Here is a 25371-nt window from a genome sequence, read left to right as displayed (position 1 = left end):
TTATTGATTTATTCAATAGGCTCTTTTTTTTATTTTTTATCAGTGGTTACGCTATAATAGCCGGCTAATTTTCTTATTTTATATGGCGAACGGCGATGGAATTTCAATTTACACGTAATACCTTAATGGGCGAGTACTACGTAAAGTGCAGTATGGGTCATGAGATTGTCGGTCGTTGGTTGCAAGAAGAGATAGGTAAAACACCCAGAAAAATTGACGACGTTACCGATCTGATTGATATGGCTAAAAAGCAAATGGGACAAGAACATCGTTTAATTGGACGTGAAATTAGTTTGATGATTAGTGCCGATGAAGTCACTGTTGAGGAAAATAGCCTTAATAGTGATGAAGAAATGGAAGAAGGCAGTGAGTTTGATTTCTATAATTGTGAGAGCACGGCAAGTTGTGGAATTGAAGATTTCGAGTCATTGATCGATCAATGGAAAGAGTTTACTGGTTACCGTTAATCATTCCTAGTAACGCTCTGCACTTTATTGGTGAGCATACAATTAATTGCATTAATATAGTGAACCTTGCGCACCATAACGGTGCGTTTTTTTTATCTAAATTACCCAAATCAAATAAAGACCTTTAAATTCAATAGTTTAATTATTGGCACGTAACTTGATTAGTTATAGACAGTGAGTTAAAACTTAGTGTGCAGAGGGAAGGCAATGAAACTTATTAATGCAATAGTAAAACCATTTAAACTTGATGATATTCGTGAAGCGCTGGCAGATGTTGGTGTTGAAGGTATGACAGTCTCTGAAGTTAAAGGCTTTGGTCGTCAAAAAGGGCACACAGAGTTATATCGTGGTGCTGAATACCAAGTCGATTTTTTACCAAAAGTGAAACTAGAAATCGCTACACACGCAGATAATGTTGACCGTGTCGTTGAAGCGATAAGCAAAGCTGCACACACAGGCAAAATCGGTGATGGTAAAATTTTTGTGTATGACCTAAGTCAGGCGGTTCGTATCCGTACTGGTGAAATGGATTCAGAAGCACTTTAAGATAGGGATTGGAGATTATATTATGGAATTATCAACAACAGTCATTGAACTTCGCTACGCGCTAGACACCTTTTTCCTTCTTATTTCAGGTGCGTTAGTCATGTGGATGGCAGCTGGCTTTGCTATGTTAGAAGCTGGTCTAGTTCGCTCGAAAAATACCACAGAAATTTTAACTAAGAACTTTTGTTTGTATGCTATTGCTTGTACGACTTTCTTAGTTGTCGGCTACAACATTATGTACATAGATAATAGCGCTGGTGGTTGGTTACCTTCATTTGGTTCATTAATCGGAACTCAAGATGATGGCGCAACTCACTCATTAGAAGCAGATTTCTTCTTCCAAGTAGTATTCGTAGCAACGGCAATGTCTGTAGTATCAGGTGCAGTCGCTGAGCGAATGAAGTTATGGTCTTTCCTTATTTTTGCGGTTGTTTTAACGGCATTCATTTACCCAGTAGAAGGTTACTGGACATGGGGTGGTGGTTTCCTAGCAGAAGCAGGCTTTAGTGATTTTGCTGGCTCTGGTATTGTTCACATGGCTGGTGCTGCTGCTGCGCTATCTGGTGTGTTACTGCTTGGCGCACGTAAAGGCAAATACGGTAAGCAAGGTCAAATTTACCCAATTCCAGGTTCAAACATGCCACTTGCTACTTTAGGTACATTCATCCTATGGCTTGGTTGGTTTGGTTTTAACGGTGGCTCACAACTCATGCTATCTGACGCTGAAAACGCAACAGCGGTAGGTCAAGTATTCTTAAACACGAACGCTGCTGCTGCTGCTGGTGCCATCGCTGCTTTATTAGTGTGTAAGACAACGTGGGGCAAAGCGGACTTAACAATGATTCTTAATGGTGCACTTGCTGGTCTTGTTGCTATTACTGCAGACCCAAGTTCTCCATCGCCACTAATGGCTGTTGCGGTTGGTATTGGTGCTGGTGCATTGGTTGTCTTTAGTATCATTGCTTTCGATAAAGTTAAGATTGATGATCCAGTTGGTGCAATCTCTGTACACGGTGTATGTGGCTTCTTCGGTCTAATGATGGTTCCACTAAGCAACGATGGAGCAACATTTGGCGCGCAACTACTTGGTGCAGTTGTTATCTTTGCTTGGGTATTTGGTGCAAGTCTTGCGGTTTGGGCTGTACTGAAAGCAACGATTGGCATTCGAGTAACAGAAGAAGAAGAGCTTGAAGGTATGGATATGCACGACTGTGGTGTTGGTGCTTACCCAGAGTTCGTTACTACAAAGTAATGATTAAACCTTAAGTTACTTATCTTATAAAGATTAAGCTGCTACTTTTAAAGTAGCAGCTTTTTTTATTTATAAGCTTGTAAATAGTAATGGGCTGAATATAATGATACAAATGATAAACATTATCATTACAATTCGCATATTCAAGGAAGGCTCTTAATGAACAAACTACTCCCCCTTTATTTACTGGCAGCAAGCGTATTACCTTCAGCCGTATTCGCTGCTGAAGAGGTCAATGTCTACTCCTATCGTCAACCCTTCCTTGTTGCTTCTATGTTTAAAGCCTTTACCGAAGAGACTGGTATTAAGGTTAATGTGAAGTTTGCTAAAAAAGGCATTGCCGAAAAGCTTATTCAAGAGGGAGAGTACAGCCCTGCAGATGTTGTTTTAACGACAGATATTAGTCGTTTAGCTGAATTAACAAGCAAAGATTTAGTTCAGCCAGTAAGTAGTGAATTGATTGAAAAAAATGTTCCTGCACAGTATCAAGGCGATGATAATGAGTGGTTTGCTTTAACATTAAGAACGCGCAGTATTTATACTTCTCGCGATCGTGTTGGTAAATTAAGTGATGACTTTACCTATGCTGATCTCGCTAACCCAGAGTTAAAAGGTAAGGTGTGTACTCGCAGTGGAAAACACCCTTATAACGTGTCATTAGTTTCAGCCATGATTGCCCATAAAGGGGAGGCGGAAGCCAAAGCGTGGCTTGAAGGGGTCAAAGCAAACTTAGCTCGCAAACCACAAGGTAACGATCGCGCTCAAGTTAAAGCGATTAAAGAGGGGCTATGTGATTACGCATTAGGAAACAGTTACTACCTAGGTAAGATGCTTAATGACAAGGAACAAAAAGTGTGGGCGGATGCCGTTTATATTAACTTTCCAAGCCAAAATGCAGAGGGTACACACGTCAATATTAGTGGTATGGCACTGGCAAAATACTCACCAAATAAAGCTAATGCTATTCAGTTGATGGAGTTTTTAACCGATACAAAAGCTCAACAAATGTATGCAGAAGATAACTTTGAATACCCTGTAAAAGAAGGCGTTAAGCGTTCAGATTTAGTTGCTTCATGGGGTGATTTCAAAGCGGATACGGTATCTTTAGATGACATCGCTTCATACCATAGCACGGCTATTCGTCTGCTAGATGAAGTGAAGTTTGACCTTTAATTGAGCTGAAAAGATGAACCATATCCCTAACTTTAAAGGGAAAGAAAAAAATGCATTATGGAAAATCAGTAGCGGAGTTCTAACTTCACTGCTGATTTTTCCTATTCTAGCGATTTTTTATACTGCAATAGGTGAGACTGACGATATATTCAGTCACCTAATGTCGACTGTGATGTTTACCTATACCTACAATACGGTAGTTTTGGTCCTTGCTGTCATGCTACTTGCGCTTGTATTTGGAATACCGAGCGCTTGGTTGATGGCAATGTGTCGCTTACCGAGTGAGAAGTGGTTGCAGTGGGCACTAGTGTTACCGCTTGCCATGCCGGGCTATATAGTGGGTTATATCTTTACTGATTGGTTTGATTTTGCAGGTCCCATCCAAGTACTTTTACGCGACCTGACGGGATGGCAAGCCGGCGACTACTGGTTTCCTGATATTCGTACATTAACCGGTGCAGCTATTGTCCTAGCGCTAGTACTCTACCCATATATTTATCTTTTATGCAGAGCGGCTTTTATGGAGCAGAGTGTATCGTTACTGCAATCTGCTCGTTTATTAAAATGCTCACCGTGGAAAAGCTTTCGTCGCATATCATTACCGCTTGTCCGTCCTTCTATGGCTGTGGGTCTTTCCCTGGTTGCAATGGAAACGATAGGTGATTTTGGCACGATGAACTACTTTGCTGTTAGTACGTTAACTACTGCTGTTTATGATACGTGGTTGGGTTATTCAAATTTAACAGCTGCGGCGAAGATATCCGCTATTATGCTTATAATTGTCTTATTGCTATTAAGTGCAGAGCGCTATAGCCGACGCAAACAGAAACTATTTCAAAGCCAATTTAGCAGTCATGAAGATTTTCGTTATACCTTAACAGGCTGGAAAAAATGGTTTGCACTGATTTGGTGCTGGGGGTTGGTCGGTATCGCATTTCTATTGCCACTTTTGCAACTCTGTTTATACGCTTTCCAATATTTTGAGCAAAGCTGGACGAGCGAGTTTAAGCAGTTTGCTTTAAATAGTTTACAGGTATCAACAACAGCAGCAGTGATAGGGGTTATCCTTGCTGTTGTCGTCAATTTTTATCATCGATTAAGCCCAAGTCGTTTGAGTCATTTATTTATGCGTGGCTCATCGATGGGGTATGCCGTCCCTGGCACAGTATTAGCCATCGGGGTGATGGTAACGGTATTGACGATGGATCATACGGTCAATGATATTGCCAAAGCGATGGACTGGGGTCGACCTGGGCTAATTTTCTCTGGTTCTATGTTTGCCATTACTTTTGCTTTAGTTGTACGTTTTTCAGCGGTTGCCATTGGCAGTATTGAAAGCAGTTTAAATAAAATTTCCCCCTCTTTAGATATGGCTGCACGTACTATGGGTTGCAATACCACCCAGATGTTATGCCGCGTTCACTTTCCATTGATAAAGCGTGGTGTATTGATTGCGATGCTATTGGTTTTTATAGAATCAATGAAAGAGTTAAATGCGGCACTATTATTACGCCCATTTAATTTTGAAACCCTTGCGACTTATGTATTTAACTATGCATCAGATGAACATCTAGAATTGGCTGCGATGCCGGCGGTATTGCTTGTACTTGTCGGGCTGATCCCTCTTGTTATCGTTAACCGCTCCTTGGAGAAAAGCCATTGATGAACTGCGCATTATCAATTGAAAACCTGACCTGTGAATACGATCAACAGATCATATTAGAATCACTATCACTGCAGGTAAAGCATGATGAAATTGTCTGCTTACTGGGCGCAAGTGGTTGTGGAAAAACGACGTTACTTAAATCAATAGCAGGGTTGTTACCACTGAGTCATGGCGTAATGAAACTGAACGGTGTCACTATGGATGATGCGGAAACTTGGCTAGCACCAGAGGAGCGTAATATCGGGATGATTTTCCAAGATTACGCTTTATTTCCCCATCTAACGGTCGAAGAAAATGTCGCGTTTGGATTGCGTTTATTAAGCCCAAAAGAGCAAACCAGCCGCGTTTTAGAAATGCTGGAGCTGGTACATTTAACGGGATTTGGTCTGCGTTATCCTCACCAACTATCGGGTGGTCAGCAGCAACGAGTCGCCATTGCACGCTCTTTAGCCTGTAAGCCCGATCTATTGTTGCTCGATGAACCATTTTCAAATATAGATACTCAAGTGCGCCATGAGTTAATTAGCGAGATTAGGAAGATTTTTAAAAAGCAGGGTGTGACAGCGATTTTTGTCACCCATAGCCGTGAAGAAGCTTTTGCGTTTGCTGATAAAATGGCAGTGATGAACCATGGCGTTATTGAGCAATATGGGAGTGCTGCAGAGCTGTATTATGCGCCTTCAAGTCAATTTGTTGCCGACTTTTTAGGTGGTGGCAGCTATTTACCCGCAGTGAAAAGAGCTGCAACAGAGTTTGATACTCAGTTTGGTATTATCGAAGCGCAGTCTCAAAATGATATAGCGCAGGGGCAGGAGTGTGAGTTATTACTTCGACCTCAGCACATCCAATTATCCATCGCCAAGGCAAGCCGTATAACGGTATTAGAGCGACAGTTTATGGGTGAGCATTGTCGTTATATTATCGAGAGTGAAGGGAATAAATTTATCGCAACCTCTGCAGAAATGTTGAATGTCGGGCAATCAGTAACGGTGAAAATTGAAACGGACGGGATATTAGCTTTTTATACCAATAACAATCGTCACCAATAAAGTGCTATTCGTTTGTTAAAAAAAGCCCAGCAGACTCATGCTGGGCAAAGTGCCTCACTTAAAGGGTTTCAGCGACAAGGCTGGTGCTGAATAAAGCAGGCAATCTATAACTTTTACAATGACAAAAATTCCTTCACTTGAAGCATTACCTGCTCAGCGGTTTCTTTATCTTCCATTTCAGCAAAAATTCGTAGCAAAGGCTCCGTTCCTGAGAAGCGAGCAATAACCCACCCCCCATTCTTAAAGTAAACTTTTGCACCATCCTCATAGCTCACTTTTTCAATTTCATGGATAAATTCAGGAAGTTGCTTATCGGTATAAATTTTCTTATACAACACTTCTTTTTGGTTTGGTTTAAATGTGCAATCACCTTCAGCGGTATAGGCATAGCCATATTTACTGTATATTTCGTTTAACAAGTCAGAGAGTTTTTTACCAGTGACACTGATCATTTCAACCAATAAGCTAGAGGCAAATACGCCATCTTTACCTTTAATATGACCTCGGATAGTTAAACCACCGGAACTTTCACCACCAATCAGTGAGTCATCGGCTTCCATTTGTGAGCTAATGTGTTTAAAGCCAACTGGCACCTCAAAGCTTTTCTCACCATGATCTGCAGCTATTTTGTCGAGCAGGTGTGTCGTCGCAATATTACGCACCACTGAACCTTTCCAACCTTTGTACTCAAGCATGTAGTAATAAAGCAGCATCAGCACTTCGTTAGGGTGAATAAAATGCCCCTTTTCATCAATAATACCCAATCGATCCGCATCGCCATCAGTACCAATACCAATGTCATAGCCTTCTGCTGCAACCATGTGTTTTAGACGATAAAGCGTTGCAGCACTTGGTGATGGCATCAGTCCACCAAAATCAGGGTTTTTGCCATCATTAATAACATCAACATCGCAACGACCGTTAATTAATACCGTTTGTAGGGCATTTTTTGCCACGCCAAACATAGGGTCGATAAGTACACGCAAGTTGGCTTTTTTGATCGCCTCAATATCAATAAAATTAATGATTGAATCGACGAAATCGTTCATTGGATTAATGATTGTTATAGTTTTATCATTTAGTGCTTGTTCAAAATCGACCGATTTAACATCAGATTGTTGTAAGTTAGCGACTTGGTACTCAATCTTTTCAGTAATAATCTCGTCAGCGTCACGACCACCCTCAATAAAGATTTTAATGCCATTATAATCGGCAGGGTTATGTGATGCCGTGATGCAAGCAGAGTAGGCACATTGATCTTTTTTAGCCTGAAACATGACAATAGGCGTAGGTACAAAGCGATTAATAAAGCTCACTTTGATCTCATTAGCGGCGAGAACTTCGGCAAACCATGCCCCCGCTTTATCGGATAAAAAGCGGCGGTCATAACCGATAATAAAGCCTTTTTCAGTCACGTTTTCGTTGTGCATGATATTAGCAATAGCTTGTGCTACGAGGCGTACATTATCTTTAGTGAACTCTTCACCAATAAAAGCGCGCCAACCACCGGTTCCAAATTTGATCATAATAAAATCCTTTTATACGGTAAGGGGAAGCGGAGTTCTTCCCCTAAAATGAAAGATACTTAACCGAGTACCACAACAACATCATTACTACTTCCAGCTGCTTGAACTGGAATCGCGCCTTCGATTGGATTGCCATTTAAGGTGATGGATGCCACCCCTTTACTGACATTATTTGGGTTTTCTATGGTGATATTAAATACCGCATCACGCCACTCTCTACGGACAGAAAATCCTGTCCACTCGGTTGGAATACATGGGTCAACAATCAATCCATCAAAGCCTAAACGCACCCCAAGGATAAAGTTGGTAACGGCAAAATAAGCCCAGCCAGAAGTTCCTGTTAACCAAGGGTGGTTAGCACGTCCGTGATCTTGGTGATCGCGCCCCATGATAAATTGTACGTAGGAGTAAGGTTCGGCATAGCGAGTTTCAATCATGTCATTTTGATTGTATGGGTTGAGTGCATCATAGAACTTCATTGCTCTATCACCGCGACCTAACTTAGCTTCAGCAACCCACGCCCAAGGGTTAGGGTGAGAGAAGATAGCTCCATTTTCTTTCACGCCTTGATAAACGCGAGTTACAAAGCCAATGTCATCATTTGGTGTTGAAAAGGAAGGGGAATTAAGGTGTAGACCATATTCGCAATAGAGGTGCTCGTTGACAGAATCCATCGCTATTTCACCACGTTCTTGCGAAACTGCGCCAGATAAAACGGCAAGGGTATTAGATTCTAAATGGATGCGACCTTCGGTTTGTTGCGCAGTACCAATTTTGTCGCCATCTTTAGTGAGACCACGGATATACCAACCGCCTTCATCGTCCCAAAGGTGCTTTTCACACGCTTGACGAACACCTTCCGCCATTGTGCTGTAAGTATCGACATCATCATGGCGACCTAGGTGCTTCGCTAGATCAATAAACTCTTGCAGTGCCCAGAAATGCAAGAAAGAGACCATAGCCGACTCGCCACCACCAAGGTTTAGACAATCATTCCAGTCAGCACGCAGCCCTTTACAAATTCCCGTTTGCCCTACGTATTTAGCTGAAAAATCCAACGCGGCTTTCATGTGGTCATAGACGCTGGCAACGCCACCATCGGCATAAGGGATCGGCTCGTCAAAGAAGCTCTCTTCACCGGTTTCCATTACGTATTTACAGATAGTTGGTACAATCCATAAATGATCATCAGAGCAAGTGTCATCGATACCATGAATCTTATCTTCATCGCTTGGTGTTGGTACAACAGTTGGAGATTTTGATGGTTCAATATCGGATTTTTCTGGATCAAACCAGTCAGGATCAAACAAGTGCAGACCATAACCCGCTTGTACCTGACCACGCAGTAGATCGACAATGCGCTTGCGAGTCATGCTTGGATTTGAGTGCGGAACCGAGATGGCATCTTGAGCGGTATCTCGATAGCCAAGACCGGTACGTCCACCGACTTCGATAAATGATGCAAAACGAGACCAAACAACACAGGTTTCGGCTTGATAAAGCGTCCATGTGTTGATCATGGTATCCAAACCTTCATTAGGTGAGCTGACTTGGAATTTGTTACAGCGAGTCTCCCAGTGAGATTTGATGCCAGCAAAAGCCGCGTCCACATTGGCAAGATCTTGATACTTTTCACGTAACTTAGCACCATTATCTTTACCTAGACCGAGAATATAGGCGAAGCGAACTTCTTCACCAGGTTGAATAACAAACTGTTTATGTAATGAGCCACAGTGGTTATAACAGGTTTGTGCACTGTTACTACAGCGCCCTTGCTCTACAGCGATAGGGTTGGCTTCATCACGGTACAAGCCAAGGAAATTATCACGCTGACCATCATAGCTATCAGGGTCAAAAGTCGCGGCTAAGTAATAAAATCCTTCAAAATCATTAGTGTTGTAGTACAAGTCATATTCAATAACACCGTCTTGATATGCTGTGCCTGCTGAATAGAGAGACATTTGATGATTTTGGTTATCAGATTCAATGTGACTAAATGAAAACTCAACAAATGAGAAGGCACTGATAGTGCGTGGTTTGTCCGAGGTGTTTTTTATTACAATATCCCAAACTTCAGCATCTTCACCTTTAGGAATAAAGAGCGTTTTCGATGCTTCAATGCCGTTGTAGTCACATTTGAATTTTGAGTACGATAAACCATGACGCACTTCATAACTGGCTTCATCTAAACTCTTAGCAACAGGCTGCCATGAGATTGACCAGTAATCACCCGTCTCATCATCACGTAAGTAAACATAGTGACCTGGGCGATCAAAAGAGGCGTTGGGACGGAATTTGGTAACACGGTTATACTCAGGAGAGTTATAAAATGAATACCCACCAGCATTATGAGAAATGACGGTACAAAATTTTTCAGTGCCAAGGTAGTTAGTCCAAGGCGCTGGTACATCTGGACGAGTGATTACATATTCACGATTGTCATTATCAAAATAGCCGTACTTCATGGTCATTTCCTTATAAATAAGCGTATTGAGTCGCTAACTAAAGTTGCTCAACAAAAGGAGCCTTTCCTTTTGCTACTGTTTATTGCCAAACTTGCTGGATATCACCAAGGTTGACGGTAATTTATATGCTGACGGTCGAGCAGTGGTAAGTGCCCTTTGAGGCGTGCTAAATAATCATGCCAGTGTCTGCTTTTCGCTGCTGTCCAGCAGGTTTCAGCTATCGCAGTCATACGTGGAAAGAGCAGATAATCAAGGCGTTGCTCGTCCTTTACTCCTTCACACCACATTGCACACTGGATTCCTAACATTCGCTGATGAACCGGGCTGCTCGCTTCTATCTCGGCAAGAGGTTCATAGCGGTAAGCGGCTTCTAGTGGAAGAACGACCGCCCAATCAACGCCAGGCTCTTCTGGAGCGTAATCTTGCACCATATCTAAATACGTAAATTGAGCAGGTTGCAGGACGATATCAAACCCTTGCTTAGCGCAATCAATGGCGGCTTGTTCATTTTGCCAAGCGTAAATAATGGTATCTTTGCTGACCTTATTACCATGCTGTGCTTCTTCCCAACCCAGCATGCGCTTACCCAGTGTTTTGAGTTTCTTTTCGGCGTAGCGTAATAGGTGAGCTTGCAGCTCTTTGGGTTCTTGATAGCCTTCCTGACTCATTAATTGCTGACATTTTGGGCTGTTAAGCCAAACGCCATTAGGGACTTCATCAGCGCCAATATGCAGATAAGGACCAGGAAATAGGGCAGCGACTTCTTCTAAAACACTATCTAAGAAAAAGTAGGTGCCTTCGAGTGCAGGATTGAGCACGTTATCGCTATAGTTTTGAATGCTGCGATATACCGTTGTGTCATCTTGGTCGATCAATAAATCAGGTAATGAGATAACCGCCGCTCGGCAGTGTCCAGGAATATCAATTTCAGGGATAATCGTGATCCCACGCTGCTCGGCATAGGCAATGATATGTTTAATTTCAGCCTGACTATAAAAACCACCGTAAGTATCAGATAAGTGAGAATATTGTGGTTCAATGGCTGTATTTATACCGCGCCATGCTCCAATATCCGTTAAAGCAGGTAGTGACTTTATTTCAATTCTCCAACCTTCATCATCGGTTAGGTGCCAGTGAAAGGTGTTGAACTTATAGTGAGCAAGGCGGTTAATCAGTTTTTTAACGCTGGTCACTGAGTGAAAATGGCGAGCGCAATCTAGCATCATGCCGCGATAACCAAAGCGAGGTGAATCCTCAATTTCACAGCAAGGTATTGATAATGTTTTACTATTTTTATTGGTGCTAATAAGCTGGATTAAACTTGCAGCAGCGTGGATAAAGCCACTTTTTGATCCAGAGTAAATCACAATACTTTGTGCACTAACTGAGAGGCGGTAATGCCCCTCATCTAGAGTCGGCAGAGTTATGAAAGCGATGGACTGCTGTGTGTTGTTGTCAATATTCAACGTTGAAGTGATTTTAGCTGGCTTATGAACCGCAACCGTTAGTTGGTATAGGTTATTCAGTTCTTCTTGTAGCCAGTGAGCGCCGTCAAGAGCCTGTTCGCAGTGGCAGTACAATTCACTCTGATCGTTCAACGTATAGTCACCCTCATGGGCAATTAGCTGTTGTGGTAAAGGGATCAGTGGATAGCGAGCGCTGTCAACATGCGCTATGTGAGTGCGCTGATGGTAAGGTGAAGCTAAAGCAATTGGAGTGACCATTACCGGTAGAATAGGGCACACGGATGACTCACTTAACTGAATAAACGCATCTTTAATACCATCGGTTAAGAAACGCAAAGGTGCAGTACCGACGTCAAATTCAATGTAGATATGCTCATTGGCTTCAAGTGTCAAGGATGGGGGCGTAAAAGTTAGGAAACTACCAACTTGAGATAAGCTGCCTTGAGTAACACTATCGACTTGAATAAAACGCTCAAAACCAAAATGCAAAGACCAAGCACTAATCGATTGATCAGTTAAGTTATGTAAGGCTAACCCGAGTCGGCAGTGGTTATCTTGCTCAGATAAGACAGTAAAATCTAAACGATAGCTCATCATCAACCCTCGCCGTTAGCTTTATTTATGGATTCAAAATGATAGGTTTGCGCCATTATTGCCAATAGATACCAAGCGCTATGTGGTAGCCACTGTTCTCCCCAGCGCCAATTTTGCTCGCTATCATTTTTATGCTCTGTTGGATTAAAGGCGATGTCTTTTTCATCATCAACCCCTGATGTTATTCCATTGCAGATGCCGCCTTTTGCATTAAAAAATCCATGTTTAGGTAGGTAGTCTGGATTATTGCGACCATGCCCATCAAGCATGCAGCAATGGTAAGGGTTGAGCCCCAAAATCCAATCTAATGAACGCTGCGCAAAGTTGATCAGTTCTGCTTTTAGTGCAGGGTTATTAATATGATCTTGTGCAAGATACGCCATAGTTGCCATTGAGGCTAAGCGGGCATTTTCTCCCTGCCACCAATAGCCGCTTTCATTATCATGTGGCATAAAGAAAGTTTCTTGTTTCTTCCCATTAACAGGTTTGACGTACTGGCGCGGGTAGCTGAAAGGGTTGGTAACACGCTGGCTGATATTTAATTCAAACTGACAAGCTTGCAGTACAACCGTGGCAATCGGCTGTTTATATGCAGACTCTGTTTCGATACTTAAATACTCACACAGTGCTATAACGGGTAACCCAGCTTCGACTGCATGGTAATAAGGGCGCGAACCATCATGGTTTGCAGACCAGAAGTTTTGCAGGTTATCATCGGAAAGTTGGCGTAATGACAGGCGTTGCGCCCAATCTCTGGCTTCTGCTAGGTAGCGCTGCTCTTGAGTGGTTTTAAATAGCTCGCAGCTAGCCAGTAGCGCGCAGTACTCATCAATAATGTTTTCTTGATTATCATCTAAATAGTGGCGATTGTTTTCACGTAAATGCCAATAGCCACGTTCAGCCGCTTGCAAGTATTCATTGGGCTTAAAGTCACCAGTTCGTTCTAATCGAGCCGTCGCTGCTAAAGAAGCAATCGCTACACCACCACCTTGACGGTAGCCTGCTTGATAATCGCTGGTTTTCTTTCCTGCTTGAGTTTCATAGGCACACACTTCACGTTGCTGGGTTTCTTTACTCCAACCATCAAACACGGTCATAAAGAAGTAGCCATCAGTACTTTGCATTCTTAATAGGAAGTCTGCACCAAATAGCGCTTCTTCGATTAAGCGCTCTTGTGAAAATGGTGAGAGCTCAGGGTGAGAATCGGTCAGTGATAACCCCTTAAGCATATTCCACACAACCATTGGTATCTGTTGTGGGTTTAAATAATTGGCATAAGAAAGGTGACTCAAATATTTACTCACATCGCCAGATGCATCATACCAGCCACCGTGAGCATCCATCGTTTGGTCGCTGTTTAGGACTGAAATATTCTGATCTTGCTTATCAAAGCGACCACTAGAGCGTTGTGATTTAAAGTAGTTTAGAACATCGGAGAAGGTGCGTGTCATGAGTAGATTTTCGCTGATCTCAAACACTTCAGAGCGTAAGTTATCAAAACGAATGTAATAGGTACCAGGCTGAGTAAACTTGGTAAAATTGAGCGTATAAAAATGACCAAAGTGCCAATTATCAACCTCTCCATTTTTTTCAATGGAAATGTTATCGACCGTGATATGGTTCTGTGCACAAACCAGCAGCGCTGAGTAATTAGATAAGCGAGGCTGAGGCGTTTGTAAAATGGCTTGCTTAGATCCTTTCGATTCATAGCCAATATGGTTGATTAGTAATTGCAACTCTGTACTCCATTATCATTATGCCTAGATTTCTCTGCCTAGGTTTTATGTCGCGATGGTCAATAGTGATAAAATCAGAAGTTAATTAGACCCTAGTGAAAGGGTCTAATTACGCGGTTTAGCTTTCGTGCAAATAGCAGCGCACAAAGTGATTCTCGGCGAGTTGTGTTACGCCAGGTAATTGCTCTTTACACTTGCTCATGGCATGAGAGCAGCGCCCAGCAAACGGACAGCCCACAGAGTCAGGCGTCCAAAGTGGTATTTCACCTTTGTTGCCTTTTAACTTATCGTGGATTGATTTTTTAGGATCTGGCACTGCTGATACCAGCAGCTGTGTATAAGGGTGCTGAGGATCAGCGATGACTTCATCTGTATCACCCCATTCGACCATGTGTCCGACATACATGACCGAGATATCTTCAGCGATATAACGAGCGGTTGCGATATCGTGCGTGATGTAAAGTAGCGACATTTGTTTCTCAAACTTCATCTCTTCCATCAGGTTAAGTACACCTGCACGGATAGATACATCAAGCATGGAGGTTGGCTCATCAGCAAGAACAACCTCTGCACCAACCGCGATGTTACGTGCTAAGTTGACACGTTGACGCTGACCTCCAGATAGCTGGTGGGGATATTTTGCCGCTGTCTCTTTAGCTGGAATAAGTCCAACTTGTTCTAAGAGATCATAAACACGATCTTCAAGCTCTTTTTTATTGCCTGAATTGAGCTTTTTATGGATAAGCAGTGGGCGCGCGATATGATGGAAGATCGTATGCGTTGGATTAAGTGATCCAAACGGGTCTTGCCATACCATCTGGACGCCTTCACGGTAGTGCATTAACTCATTTTTCTTTTTGATCTCTTGTATATCACGACCTTTATATTTAATGATGCCGTTGGATGGTGCATACATTTTGGCAATCATTTTTGCGGTAGTCGATTTACCCGAACCCGACTCGCCAACCACGGCTAGACCGCGACTTTTATACATTTTGAATGACACATCATTGAGTGCGCGCATTAAAGGCTGCTTTAGTGTTGTGCTACTGATCGGGAAATCTTTGACGACATTCTTACCTTCGACCAGCAGTTGACCATAATTGTTACTCATAACTCTCTCCAAAAACTGTTATTACTAATGCCAGTGTTTTTAACGCTGCTCTATGCATTGACATGAGCAATCGTGTCACCATAGAGATGGCAATTAGAAAAACGGTTAGGCTCTACTTGGCGCAAATTCGTTGCCTGTTTTGTACAAGCTTCGTGTACTCGATTACAACGCGCCTGGAAGCGACATCCTTGTGGTATATCTAACAGGTTTAACGGGTTGCCAGGGATCCCAGTTAACTTTGTTTTCGGTCCTGTTAGTGGTGGGAAAGAACTTCCCAGCCCTTTCGTGTAAGGGTGGTATGGGCTTTCCAGTATTTGCTTCGATGGGGCAACTTCAATCAACTCACCTGAGTACATGATCCCGATGCGGTCAGAGAATTCGACCATCAGTGATATATCGTGAGTAATGAATAAGATAGAGAAACCAAACTCTTCTTTTAACGCATAAATTTTCTGCAATATCTCACGTTGTACTACTACATCAAGTGCCGTTGTTGGTTCATCCATAATGATCATTTTTGGATTTAGCGCTAAAGCAATGGCAATCACTAGACGTTGACGCATACCCCCTGAAAATTGGTGAGGGTAGTCTGATAAACGACTTGGGTGAATATCAACAATTTCCAGTAATCCTTCAGCGCGTTTTTTCGCTTGCTCACGAGTCATTGAGGTGTGATGCATGATGACATCACAAAACTGCTCTTCCATTGGTAAAACTGGGTTTAACGCGTTCATCGCACTTTGGAAAACCATCGACATCTCACTCCAGCGGAACGCTTGCATGCGTTGATCGCTGTAGTTAAGAATGTTTTCGCCATTAAATATGACCTGTCCACCAGTAATGAAAGCGGGTGGCTTGTGCAAGCGCATCAGCGAGAAAGCGACGGTTGATTTACCACAACCAGATTCGCCAGCAAGCCCAAAAACTTCACCTGGAGCAATGTCAAAGCTGACGTTATTACACGCTCTAACATCGCCAGCATCGGTAATGTAATCGACACATAAGTTACGGATTGAAATGAGTGGTTCAGCCATGATTATTTATCTCCGTTCCAAAGTGCAGGTTGAGGTTCTAGGACAGGTTTACGTTCATTTTTGTCTTCCTTTGCCATTTTTTTCCAACGCTTCATACCTTTATGAGAACGAAGTTGTGGGTTGGCAATTTCATCTACCGCAAAGTTAAGTAGTGCAAGACCAGTAACAAGGAAAACTAAAGCAATACAAGGTGCAAGCAGCTCCCACCACGCGCCGATCAGCATTGAAGATGACGTTTGTACGTTGTAAAGCATGATCCCCCAACTGATGGTGTTTGGATCACCAAGCCCTAAGAAGGAAATCGTTGCTTCCATCATCACTGCATACATAACCGAACCGATGAAACTTGCGCCAACAATCGAAATTAGGTTAGGTAGAATCTCGACAAAGATAATACGGAAAGAGGATTCACCAAGTACTTCAGCCGCTTTGACAAACTCTTTTTCACGCAGTGCTAGCGTTTGTGAACGAACAACACGTGCGCCCCATGCCCAGGAAGTACAGCCAATGATCATGGCAATGGTTAATGGTCCTGCCTCACCAATAAATGCTGCAACAACAAAGAGTAGCGGATACTGGGGTATGACCAGCATGATATTCATAGCCGCCGTTAATACATCATCAACACGACCGCCAAAATAACCCGCAGAGACACCGATAATAGTGGCTAGGAAACAAACTGTAAGACCTGCACCAAAACCAACCGCCAGTGATACTCGTGCGCCATACACTACTTGAGACCAAATATCTCGACCCATACGAGAGGTACCTAGCATGTGATCCGCTTTTTTTGACATGATTAATGTACGACGATCATCCGCTAAGTTTTGTGCAATCCAACCGTCTGGGTTGCTTTGTGCTGACTTGACTACAAAGCCCGGGTATTCATGTGGATTACCCGTACGTTTATCGGGTGCGTGCTTAGTAACCAGTGGCGCAGCTAAAGCGAGAAATAAAAATACACTGAGAATCGAGACACCGAGAAGTGCCATTGGGTTGCCCCAAATTAGTTTGATTATGCCTTTCATAATTATTTTGCTCCCTTACGTAGGCGTGGGTCGAGTACAACGTAAAGCATGTCTGCAAGTAAGTTAAAGAACAGCATGAATAAGGTCATGATCAGCAGTTGACCTTGAAGTACTTGATAGTCGCGAGCAGTAATTGCATTAAATAGCACGCTGCCTAAACCTGGATAGTTAAAGATGATTTCAATGATTAATTGACCACCAATTGCCATACCTAATGACATTGAGAGTGCAGTAACACTCGGTAGCATTGCGTTACGAGCAGCGTAGTTAAATACCACACGGTTCTCGCTAAGGCCTTTGCCTTTCGCCATAGTGATGTAGTCTTCAGCCAATAAATTGATCATGTTGTTACGCATGTTGACTAAGAAACCGCCGACCTGAACAATGGAAGCACAGAAAAGGGGAAGTACGGCGTGGTAAGCCACATCTTTAATAAATGCCCAACTTGTCCAGTCAGGGATGGTCCCTGCGGTGTAAGCGTAACCCGTCGGGAACCACTTTAAGCCAATCGCAAAAGTAAACATGGCAATCATAGCGATAACAACTTGCGGCACCGCTTGGATAACGAGCATGCCTGGAGTCACGAATGAATCATATTTACTGCCTCGTTTCCAAGCGGCAAAGATACCTAAAACCGATCCTAGAGAGAACGATAAGATAACCGCTGTTCCAGCTAAAAATAGTGACCAACCAAAAGCGCTGCTTAGCAGAGAATTAACGGCCAACGGATAAAATTGGATTGAAGTGCCTAATTCCCAGCTGAGAATATTTTTCATATAAGCTAAGTACTGCACCCAAATAGGACCATCGACAAAGCCGAGTAACTGTTTCATTGCTTCTATACGCTCAGGTGTGACTTGAACAGAAGCGTTCGCGAACATCATGGTAACTGGGTCACCAGGCATCGCTCGAGGAATAATAAAATTTAACGTTGCAGCCACCAATAAAGCGACAAAATAAAAAGATAAACGTCTTAAAAAATAACCCATAACTTACACCTTACTCACCCAAGTTTTTCCCTTTCCTGGTTATATGGTTGCAGGCATCAAACACTTTATTTGAAGCGAGCAACCCCCTGACGGCTAGCGTCATGCTATCAGTTGAGAGTGTGGGAGCTGTTGATAAGTGGCGAGCAAGAGGCTCGCCACATTAGAGATGAACGTGAACTTAAATAACTGGTTTTAGGTCCAGTACATGAAGTAGACGCTCTGGGATACCAGCCCAAATGTTTGGACGACCTTGTGGGTTCTCTTCATTCCACCAACCCGTAAAGCGAGTTGTGTTGTATTGGAACATGTAAGCACCAGACATCACTGGAATCGTTACTTGCTCAGAAGCAATGATTTTCTGGATACCATGAGCAATTTCTAGCTGCTCATTTTTATTTGCTGTTTTGTAGAAGCTGTTTAACAGACCATCTAGGTTGTCATTTTTGTAGTAGTGCATTGCAAAGCGAGGCATACCATCACCGTGTTGAAGTGATGAGTTGTAAGCACTGTTCCAGTACGTGTATGGGTCTGCACCATGGAAGTAGTTGGTGTAGGCTACATCGTATGTCCCTTCTAACATTGCTTGGTTATACACGGAGAAATCTGGTGTACGAGCACGTGCTTTAATACCTACATCGAGTAGCTGCTCAACAGCAAGCTGTACAGTATTGTTAAAATCAGTCCAACCATTTGGAGACTGGATTAGTAGCTCAAATGATTTGCCCGATGGCGTTTCAACAAAGCCATCTTTATTGGTGTCTTTAAAGCCAGCTTTTGCGAGTAAATCTTTAGCACCTTGCGCGTTGTAAGAGTTGTAGCCTTTAAAGTCTTGGTGCGTTTTTTCATCTGACCAAGCTTCAAATGCATAACCTAAACCAGAAGCAAAATCATTGACTGTACCACCACCATAGAAAGCGATATCAATGATAGTTTGACGGTCAAGTGCCATTGAGAATGCGCGACGGAATTCGACATTGTTTAGCGCTTCATGTTTTGCAGCATCCGGGTTATTGAAGTTAACCATGAATGCTTGAGTACCTGAAGGCGGATACCAGTAGTGGTGTTTAGGACTTGCTGCAGCGTAAGTGCGGTCAATATCTGGGACAAATGATGAACTCCAGTCAATTTCAGAGTTTACAATTTTGCCTAAGAACTGATCGTTATTCGCAATTTGTGGAACGCGTAAACAGTCAACATCTAGGTTAGCGGCATCCCAGTAGTTAGGGTTGCGACATTGGATGTAAAGTTGAGCAGTAAAAGTGTCAATATCAGTAAAAGGACCTGATCCGACAGGGTTTTCATTGGTGAATGTTGTTGGCTCTTTGATATCTTTCCAGATGTGTTGTGGAACCACAGGCACTTTAGATATTTCGTAAGGAACGTTTGAGTTTGCTTCTGTTAGTGTAAAGCGAACTTGATTATTACCCACTTTTTCTACACTAGTCACCCAAGAGTTAATACCGCTTTGGTCTAGCTCTGGTTTTGCTTTTACTAAGTTGAAAGAGAAGACAACATCATCGGCAGTGAATTTCTGACCATCAGACCAAGTGACACCTTCACGAATATCAAAAGTAACACTCATTAGGTCATCAGACATTTTGTAACTTTCTGCTAGGCGAAATACAGGTGTGTTACCGTGCATTTCATTAAACACAACAAGCGGCTCATAAATAAAGTCAGTTGTTGTATGTAGGTTAGTTGCGCCTAGGTACGGGTTAAAGTTACGAACAAATGTCGTATATTCTTTTGGGTGAATCGTGAGTTCACTGCGCTCAGCAGCGGTTGCTATTGAAGCAAACCCAGTTGTAGCAGTAGCAATAATTGCTGCTGCGAGTGCTGTTTTTTTTATATTGACAAGCATAGCTGTTCCTTACTGTTGCTTTATTGTTTTCATTGGATAAAGAATGAATAAATGTAAAGTTGCTAAAACGTACCTCGTAATGAGTGGCCTGTATGCTTTAGACGTATCTAGAAAACACTGTCTGCCATAAATAATCAATTACGATGCCCGTTAAAAACGTTAAAACGATATAAAGTCATGTCAATTCCGTTAATTATTGTGTGGTTTGGATAAAATATCAGCACTATCGGTTGTCGGTTATCGGTTTCTTTTTTAGTGTTTATTTTTTCTTAAGTTGTTGTTTTTGAGTTGTTTTTTTGTTTTTATTTAACCGTTTTCGTTTTGACTTTATGTTATTTGGTAACTATTTTTTATCTAAAAATCAAATCTGCCGTTATGTCGTGATTTAGTTCGCAAATTGAACATATCACTTTCATTTATGTGACTTGTGTCGAGTGTTAGCTTATATATAGTGTCACAGTTATCCGTATTTGAACTTGAAATTAGCCTTTATTTTCCATGTAAAAATAACTACTAAGTATAAGGTTGGTTGCTGGTGCTCAATGGGCTCAAACCAGCGTGGCGATGAAAGATGAAGGTAAAAGCCCATATCAAAACTGCTTTCTGGTTGAAAGTCTATGGGCTATATAAGAGTGCAGACTGAGTGGCAAGTTGTGGCATTATAAAGTCAGTAGCTTTTGTAGCTTATCCTTTAGAGACTCAAGGTGTATACGCTCAGGGCTTGTATCATGACAGTGCTGTGATATGTAGTCTAATGAACTTAAAACGGTTCTCCAGCGCGGTGTTTTAGGTAGCGTTTCTATGCGTAAGTATTTATCTAAAGTACGAGTTTGCAATGTGCTACGGTCTAAATAGACACGCCATAAACCGCTCTCTTCAGCAAAGGCAAATTTAGATTTTCCAGTGACTGATTCCCAATAAGCTATGCTAGTCGACATACACTCCACTAAGAGTTCACGCATGATGTCTTGCTTATTCTGTCCCTCCCCAGTCGCTTTATCAGCAATACGAGTAAACTCACCACCTAACTCTTTAAGTAGTTGCAACTTCTCTTTATCACCCTCAAAGGCATAGCAACTTAACGCATCAATCGCCGTCTCTAGCTTATTGACTCGATTGGCATTAACACCTCCGCCAACATCAAAAATATACATAGCGTGAAGCTCAGAACCTTCAGGAAGCTTTAAAATATCACAAGAGAGATGCTGACGAATGTCTTCAACATAGATATCAATATCACCACAGTAATGCAATTGCATTAGGTTTAGGAATTTAGGTGCTACGATTTCATCGGCATACGAGCGCTTTAGTTGCTCTTGGCTGCGTTTGAATAGCTTGCATGCGGCATCATTGGCAAAGCGAATCTTGTTATCGTTACGAATACAAACAATCGCCTCTGGTGCTGATTCGAGTTGTTCAAGCAGGCGACCTTGTGTCTCTAATAAATTGGCTTCGACCAGTGCGCGCTGTTTAAGTTCTTGCTGTAATTGGTGGTTTTCAATTCGTCTTTGTTCTGCCTTACTTGCAGAGAGGTGGGCGGTGATACGTGCTGCTAATTCTTGTTTATTAAACGGTTTAGACAAGTAATCATTAGCGCCTGCTTCAAAGCCTCGAATGCGGTCATCGGTTTGGTTTAACGCAGTTAGCATGATGATTGGTAGCTCTGCGAGATCATAGCTTTTACGCAGTTTTTCACACACTTGATAGCCATTCATACCTGGCATCATAATATCTAAAAGTAGCAGTTCAGGTTTTTCTTGTTTGATGAGATCGAGAGTCTCTTCACCATCACAAGCAATACGTACTCGGTAGCCTTCCATGCGTAAAAAACTATCAAGGATCTGTAGATTGACCGGCTCGTCATCAGCAATCACCAGTAGAGGTCCCTGTGGGTTTTCAGGTAATACGGTCGCCATTGGATGCTGATTATCAAGATTTTCTGGTGCTTGAAAATGTAGTTGGGCGCTTAAATCGGCAGCGAGGCTGATTTCTTGCTCTGTTGCGAGTGGCAGAGTAAAGCTAAATGTTGTGCCGACCATAGGTTGACTGCTGACATAGAGTGCACCGCCCATTAACTCAATCAGTTGTCGACTAATGGTTAACCCAAGTCCTGCGCCTTGACGATAATGATGGCTATGCTGACCGGCTTGGATAAGGGGCTCGAAAATATACTCAAGTGATTCAGATGGTATCCCTTCACCAGTATCAACCACTTGAATACGGATGTAGTCATCCATAATATCAGCCGATAAAACAATTTTACCTTCAGAGGTGTATTTGATGGCGTTGCCAATTAGGTTATATAGCACTTGTTCAAGACGTTGAGGATCAGCGGAAACCCAATGAAGAGTGTCGGGTATTTGATTGATGATCCGAACGGGTTTATCACCGACTAAGTGATTTGATAACTCCAATACCAAGCTTGTTGCAATCGAGAGATTGGTTGCTATCGGCTGAATATCTAAGTTTCCATAGCGGATCTTATGATAATCGAGCAGATCATCAACCAGTGTTGTTAAACGATGACCACTATTAATAATGATATTAAGTTGGTACTTTTGGTTGTCGGGTAGGGGGCCATTTTCCCCGGCAATTAAGGCTTCTGCTATGCCGATCATGCCATGTAATGGAGTGCGCAACTCGTGCGATGTGGTCGCTAAAAATTCATCTTTGAGTTTGTTGGTTAACTGTAATTCATCATTCTGTTTTTGAATGATTTTTAAGTTTTCTTCCAAGGTTTTATTCTGGCTTTTGATTAGCGTTATCTTGTCTCTAATCGAACGTTGCATACGCTCAAAACTTACCGCAAGGCGACCAATTTCATCCTTACGTTCGGTATTGATCATGGTCTTATCGAGATCACCCGCTGAAACCTTTTCTGCCGCCCAGGTTAACTTTAATAGTGGGGAAGTAATAAAATTGGAGAGGTAGTGGGAGCAAATGACGATCAGTAAAATGGCAACAATCATGACCACGATAAATATGCGTTGTAGCTGTTTTATACGCTCATAGGCCTTACTCTCAGGCATTTCAACAACGATTGCCCATAGTGTATTTTTTATCTTAAGTGGGGAGTAGGCAGCAATGACTTTTTCATCAAAGGTATTTTCATAGATAGCGACACCAGCTCTTTCAGATAACGCTTTATCAATGATAGCCATACTTTTTTTAATAATATCTTGGTTATGAGCCGATGATCTTGATTGACCGTCACTGCCGACCAGTAAGGTATGCATTGATGATTGTTTTCTATGATCTAAAGTTATCTGAGTTATTTCATCATTTGGTAGGCGTAACATTGCATAACTGTGTAAGTAGCCTTGTTGAATGATAGGAGCACCAAACCAAGCGACCATTTTACCTTGCTCTAGGCTAAAGTCAGAAATTGTAATTGGGGTATAAACGGGGTTGTTTTCTTTATCTTCAGAAACTTTGTTGATCAAACTTTGAAAGCTTTTTCCCAGATTTGAGTCTTTAAATGGCCCATGCAGTAAGTTGCTCGCGTAATGTTTATCTTTATTGACCGAGTAGGTGACATTACCATCGATATCGACCAGCAAGATATCATCAAAACTGGAGCGTTTTAACAATTCGACGTAGGTTGGGTGGTAGCGTTTATGCAGTAACCGATAACGCTCACTGCCAACAAAGGTCTCTGAAGAAGAAGTTGGTCGTGTTTTTATTTTATTGCCAGAGCCGATAAAGTAGCGCTGCTGTGCATATTGACGAGACTCTTCAATATTGTTGCCTAGCCGTTGGAACGCATTGATAAGACCATAAAATCTTCCTCCGCTGGCATAGGCCAATTCAGAGTGCACAAAGCCTAAGGTTTCCAACTCTTTTGCTTCTATATAATCAGTCACTTGCTGCTGTTTATTGTCACGCACAGAAACTAAATGCGATGTGATTTGCTTCTCAAGATCTTCACTGTGCGCATGTAGAAAAAAGATGGAAATTAAAGTTAAAGGAAGCAAGCTGAGCACTGTGAAAGCGATCATCAAGGTATTTTGCAAACGTTTAAATTTTTGTCGCTTATAAAGTCTAAACATAATCTAAATTACTATCCATAGCATGCATTTTTACAGTTTTTTTTGACGTAATTAGTGAGAGTCAAATAGAATTGTCAATTGTGTAAGTTTGAAATTAACGACTTTTTTCACTTTGACAAGTAAGTTTCATTCAAAGCGTGGAGTAAGGCGCAAATATGATTAATATTGAATTTATTGATTATGTTGCTGTGAAGTGTGGAGAAGATCGATGGGCTAGGTTTTCGGTTGATATGCAAAGGGGAAAAGAGAGCGATAAACGGCGCTCTCTTTTCTATATTACTACTTATTTGCTTGATAAATAGCAAATTTAGATGTTTTATTTACCGTTGTGCACTGACCAAAAGCTTGTTCAATAATTGGTTGGTATTTTAGAAATGAGTTTGCCACGATCATTAATGTGCCACTTCTCACCAATCTTTGTGGTGCTTGAGCGAGTAGTGTTTCAGTTGCTGAGTAGCTAGTCTCTAACCCTGAGTGAAAAGGAGGGTTGCTGATGATAAATTGGTAGTGTTTGCCAGTATCAGAGTAGACATCTGAAGCAAAAACTCGTCCTTTTAATCCATTGGCCGCTAATGTTGCTTGGCTTGAAGCAACGGCAAAGGCACTAATATCACATAGTTCAAGTTCTGCATCAGGGTTGTTACTGGCCATTACGGCACTTAATACGCCAGCACCGCAACCAAAGTCTAATACCTTGCCTGAAAGTTTCGGTAAGCTATCGAGTAATAGTTGACTACCAATATCAAACTCACCATGGCTAAATACACCAGGTAAGCTTTTAATGATCAGGTCTTGATTATTGATATTCACCGTATAAGTTTTAAACCACTCCTGAAGGTTGAATGCTTTTGGTGTGGTTGTGCATTGGCCCCAGTAAAATGAGCAACGACGGGCAGAGTCGTATTTTTTCACAATGCCGTAGTCTTTAAACATTTTTTCAATGCTTTTTACGCCAGAACGATTTTCGCCAATCACTACAATTTCAGTATTTTCACCAAGCTTGGCCATTAACATCGCTAAGAGAAATTCAGCTTCAGCTTTAGCTTTTGGCCAGTACAGTAGCACCATATCGGCTTTTGTTTCAGCGTCAAACTCTGCACCAAAATAACGGGTAATACGAGGTTGTGCTTCAAGTTGGCGAAAGTAGCCATAATTTGAAGTAAACACAGTAACGGATTCGCAGTGACTCGCTAGTTCAACAGGAAATAAATCTTCGGCTTCTCCTGCGACAAGAACGTGCTTGCCTTCGAAGTAAGCTAGTTGACGTTGAGCTATTTGGCTTGGTGCTGTGTATGCAGACATAGTGAACTCTGAATGACCATAAAATTGAGGGCGGATTTTCGCATAATCCGCCGT

At 42.1% G+C, this 25371-nt stretch carries 17 protein-coding genes; 6 read left to right on the top strand and 11 right to left on the bottom strand.

Annotation, left to right across the window (positions count from 1 at the left end):
- Nucleotides 1-95: 95 nt before the first annotated feature.
- From BCU68_RS13485 to BCU68_RS13460, 6 genes are all read left to right on the top strand, one after another.
- On the top strand, nt 96-467 hold the full coding sequence (locus BCU68_RS13485; RefSeq protein WP_102565265.1) for a YacL family protein: 372 nt from the start codon (nt 96-98) through the stop codon (nt 465-467).
- 207 nt (nt 468-674) lie between these two features.
- Nucleotides 675-1013 carry a P-II family nitrogen regulator gene (gene glnK, locus BCU68_RS13480; protein ID WP_102565264.1) on the top strand — a complete coding sequence of 113 codons (339 nt, stop codon included), beginning with the start codon at nt 675-677 and terminating at the stop codon, nt 1011-1013.
- A 22-nt stretch (nt 1014-1035) separates the two neighbouring features.
- Nucleotides 1036-2265 carry an ammonium transporter gene (locus tag BCU68_RS13475; protein ID WP_102565263.1) on the top strand — a complete coding sequence of 410 codons (1230 nt, stop codon included), beginning with the start codon at nt 1036-1038 and terminating at the stop codon, nt 2263-2265.
- A gap of 159 nt (nt 2266-2424) precedes the next feature.
- Complete coding sequence (locus tag BCU68_RS13470; protein ID WP_102565262.1) at nt 2425-3438, top strand: Fe(3+) ABC transporter substrate-binding protein; 1014 nt, start codon at nt 2425-2427, stop codon at nt 3436-3438.
- 13 nt (nt 3439-3451) lie between these two features.
- Nucleotides 3452-5101 (top strand): iron ABC transporter permease, encoded by a 1650-nt coding sequence (locus tag BCU68_RS13465; RefSeq protein ID WP_102565261.1) that lies wholly within the window; start codon nt 3452-3454, stop codon nt 5099-5101.
- Entirely contained in the window at nt 5101-6153 is a 1053-nt protein-coding gene (locus tag BCU68_RS13460) for an ABC transporter ATP-binding protein (RefSeq protein ID WP_102565260.1), read from the top strand. The genes BCU68_RS13465 and BCU68_RS13460 overlap by 1 nt, the downstream gene beginning before the upstream one ends.
- A gap of 113 nt (nt 6154-6266) precedes the next feature.
- Here the strand turns inward: BCU68_RS13460 and BCU68_RS13455 are convergent, their stop codons facing one another.
- From BCU68_RS13455 to rsmC, 11 genes are all read right to left on the bottom strand, one after another.
- Nucleotides 6267-7679 carry a phosphoglucomutase/phosphomannomutase family protein gene (locus BCU68_RS13455; RefSeq protein ID WP_102565259.1) on the bottom strand — a complete coding sequence of 471 codons (1413 nt, stop codon included), beginning with the start codon at nt 7677-7679 and terminating at the stop codon, nt 6267-6269.
- 59 nt (nt 7680-7738) lie between these two features.
- On the bottom strand, nt 7739-10144 hold the full coding sequence (locus BCU68_RS13450) for a N,N'-diacetylchitobiose phosphorylase (protein WP_102565258.1): 2406 nt from the start codon (nt 10142-10144) through the stop codon (nt 7739-7741).
- A gap of 101 nt (nt 10145-10245) precedes the next feature.
- Entirely contained in the window at nt 10246-12204 is a 1959-nt protein-coding gene (locus BCU68_RS13445) for a family 20 glycosylhydrolase (RefSeq protein WP_102565328.1), read from the bottom strand.
- A gap of 2 nt (nt 12205-12206) precedes the next feature.
- Nucleotides 12207-13940, bottom strand: a complete 1734-nt coding sequence (locus BCU68_RS13440; protein ID WP_102565257.1) for a glycoside hydrolase family 9 protein — start codon at nt 13938-13940, stop codon at nt 12207-12209.
- Between the two features lie 118 nt (nt 13941-14058).
- Nucleotides 14059-15054 carry an ABC transporter ATP-binding protein gene (locus BCU68_RS13435; protein ID WP_102565256.1) on the bottom strand — a complete coding sequence of 332 codons (996 nt, stop codon included), beginning with the start codon at nt 15052-15054 and terminating at the stop codon, nt 14059-14061.
- 50 nt (nt 15055-15104) lie between these two features.
- Nucleotides 15105-16088 (bottom strand): ABC transporter ATP-binding protein, encoded by a 984-nt coding sequence (locus BCU68_RS13430; protein WP_102565255.1) that lies wholly within the window; start codon nt 16086-16088, stop codon nt 15105-15107.
- 2 nt (nt 16089-16090) lie between these two features.
- Nucleotides 16091-17116 (bottom strand): ABC transporter permease, encoded by a 1026-nt coding sequence (locus BCU68_RS13425; protein WP_102565254.1) that lies wholly within the window; start codon nt 17114-17116, stop codon nt 16091-16093.
- Nucleotides 17117-17118: 2 nt separating this feature from the next.
- Nucleotides 17119-18105, bottom strand: coding sequence for an ABC transporter permease (locus BCU68_RS13420; protein WP_102565253.1), 987 nt, complete (start codon nt 18103-18105; stop codon nt 17119-17121).
- A gap of 178 nt (nt 18106-18283) precedes the next feature.
- Nucleotides 18284-19966 carry an ABC transporter substrate-binding protein gene (locus tag BCU68_RS13415; RefSeq protein WP_102565252.1) on the bottom strand — a complete coding sequence of 561 codons (1683 nt, stop codon included), beginning with the start codon at nt 19964-19966 and terminating at the stop codon, nt 18284-18286.
- Nucleotides 19967-20625: 659 nt separating this feature from the next.
- Entirely contained in the window at nt 20626-24015 is a 3390-nt protein-coding gene (locus BCU68_RS13410; protein WP_102565251.1) for a response regulator, read from the bottom strand.
- A gap of 279 nt (nt 24016-24294) precedes the next feature.
- Nucleotides 24295-25317, bottom strand: a complete 1023-nt coding sequence (gene rsmC, locus BCU68_RS13405) for a 16S rRNA (guanine(1207)-N(2))-methyltransferase RsmC (protein WP_102565250.1) — start codon at nt 25315-25317, stop codon at nt 24295-24297.
- Between the last annotated feature and the right edge of the window lie 54 nt (nt 25318-25371).

Source organism: Vibrio sp. 10N.286.49.B3 (assembly GCF_002873395.1).
In the GTDB taxonomy this organism is placed as follows: Bacteria; Pseudomonadota; Gammaproteobacteria; order Enterobacterales; family Vibrionaceae; genus Vibrio.
The sequence above is the reverse complement of the archived record's forward strand: the minus strand, read 5'-3'. Positions and strand labels throughout refer to the sequence as shown.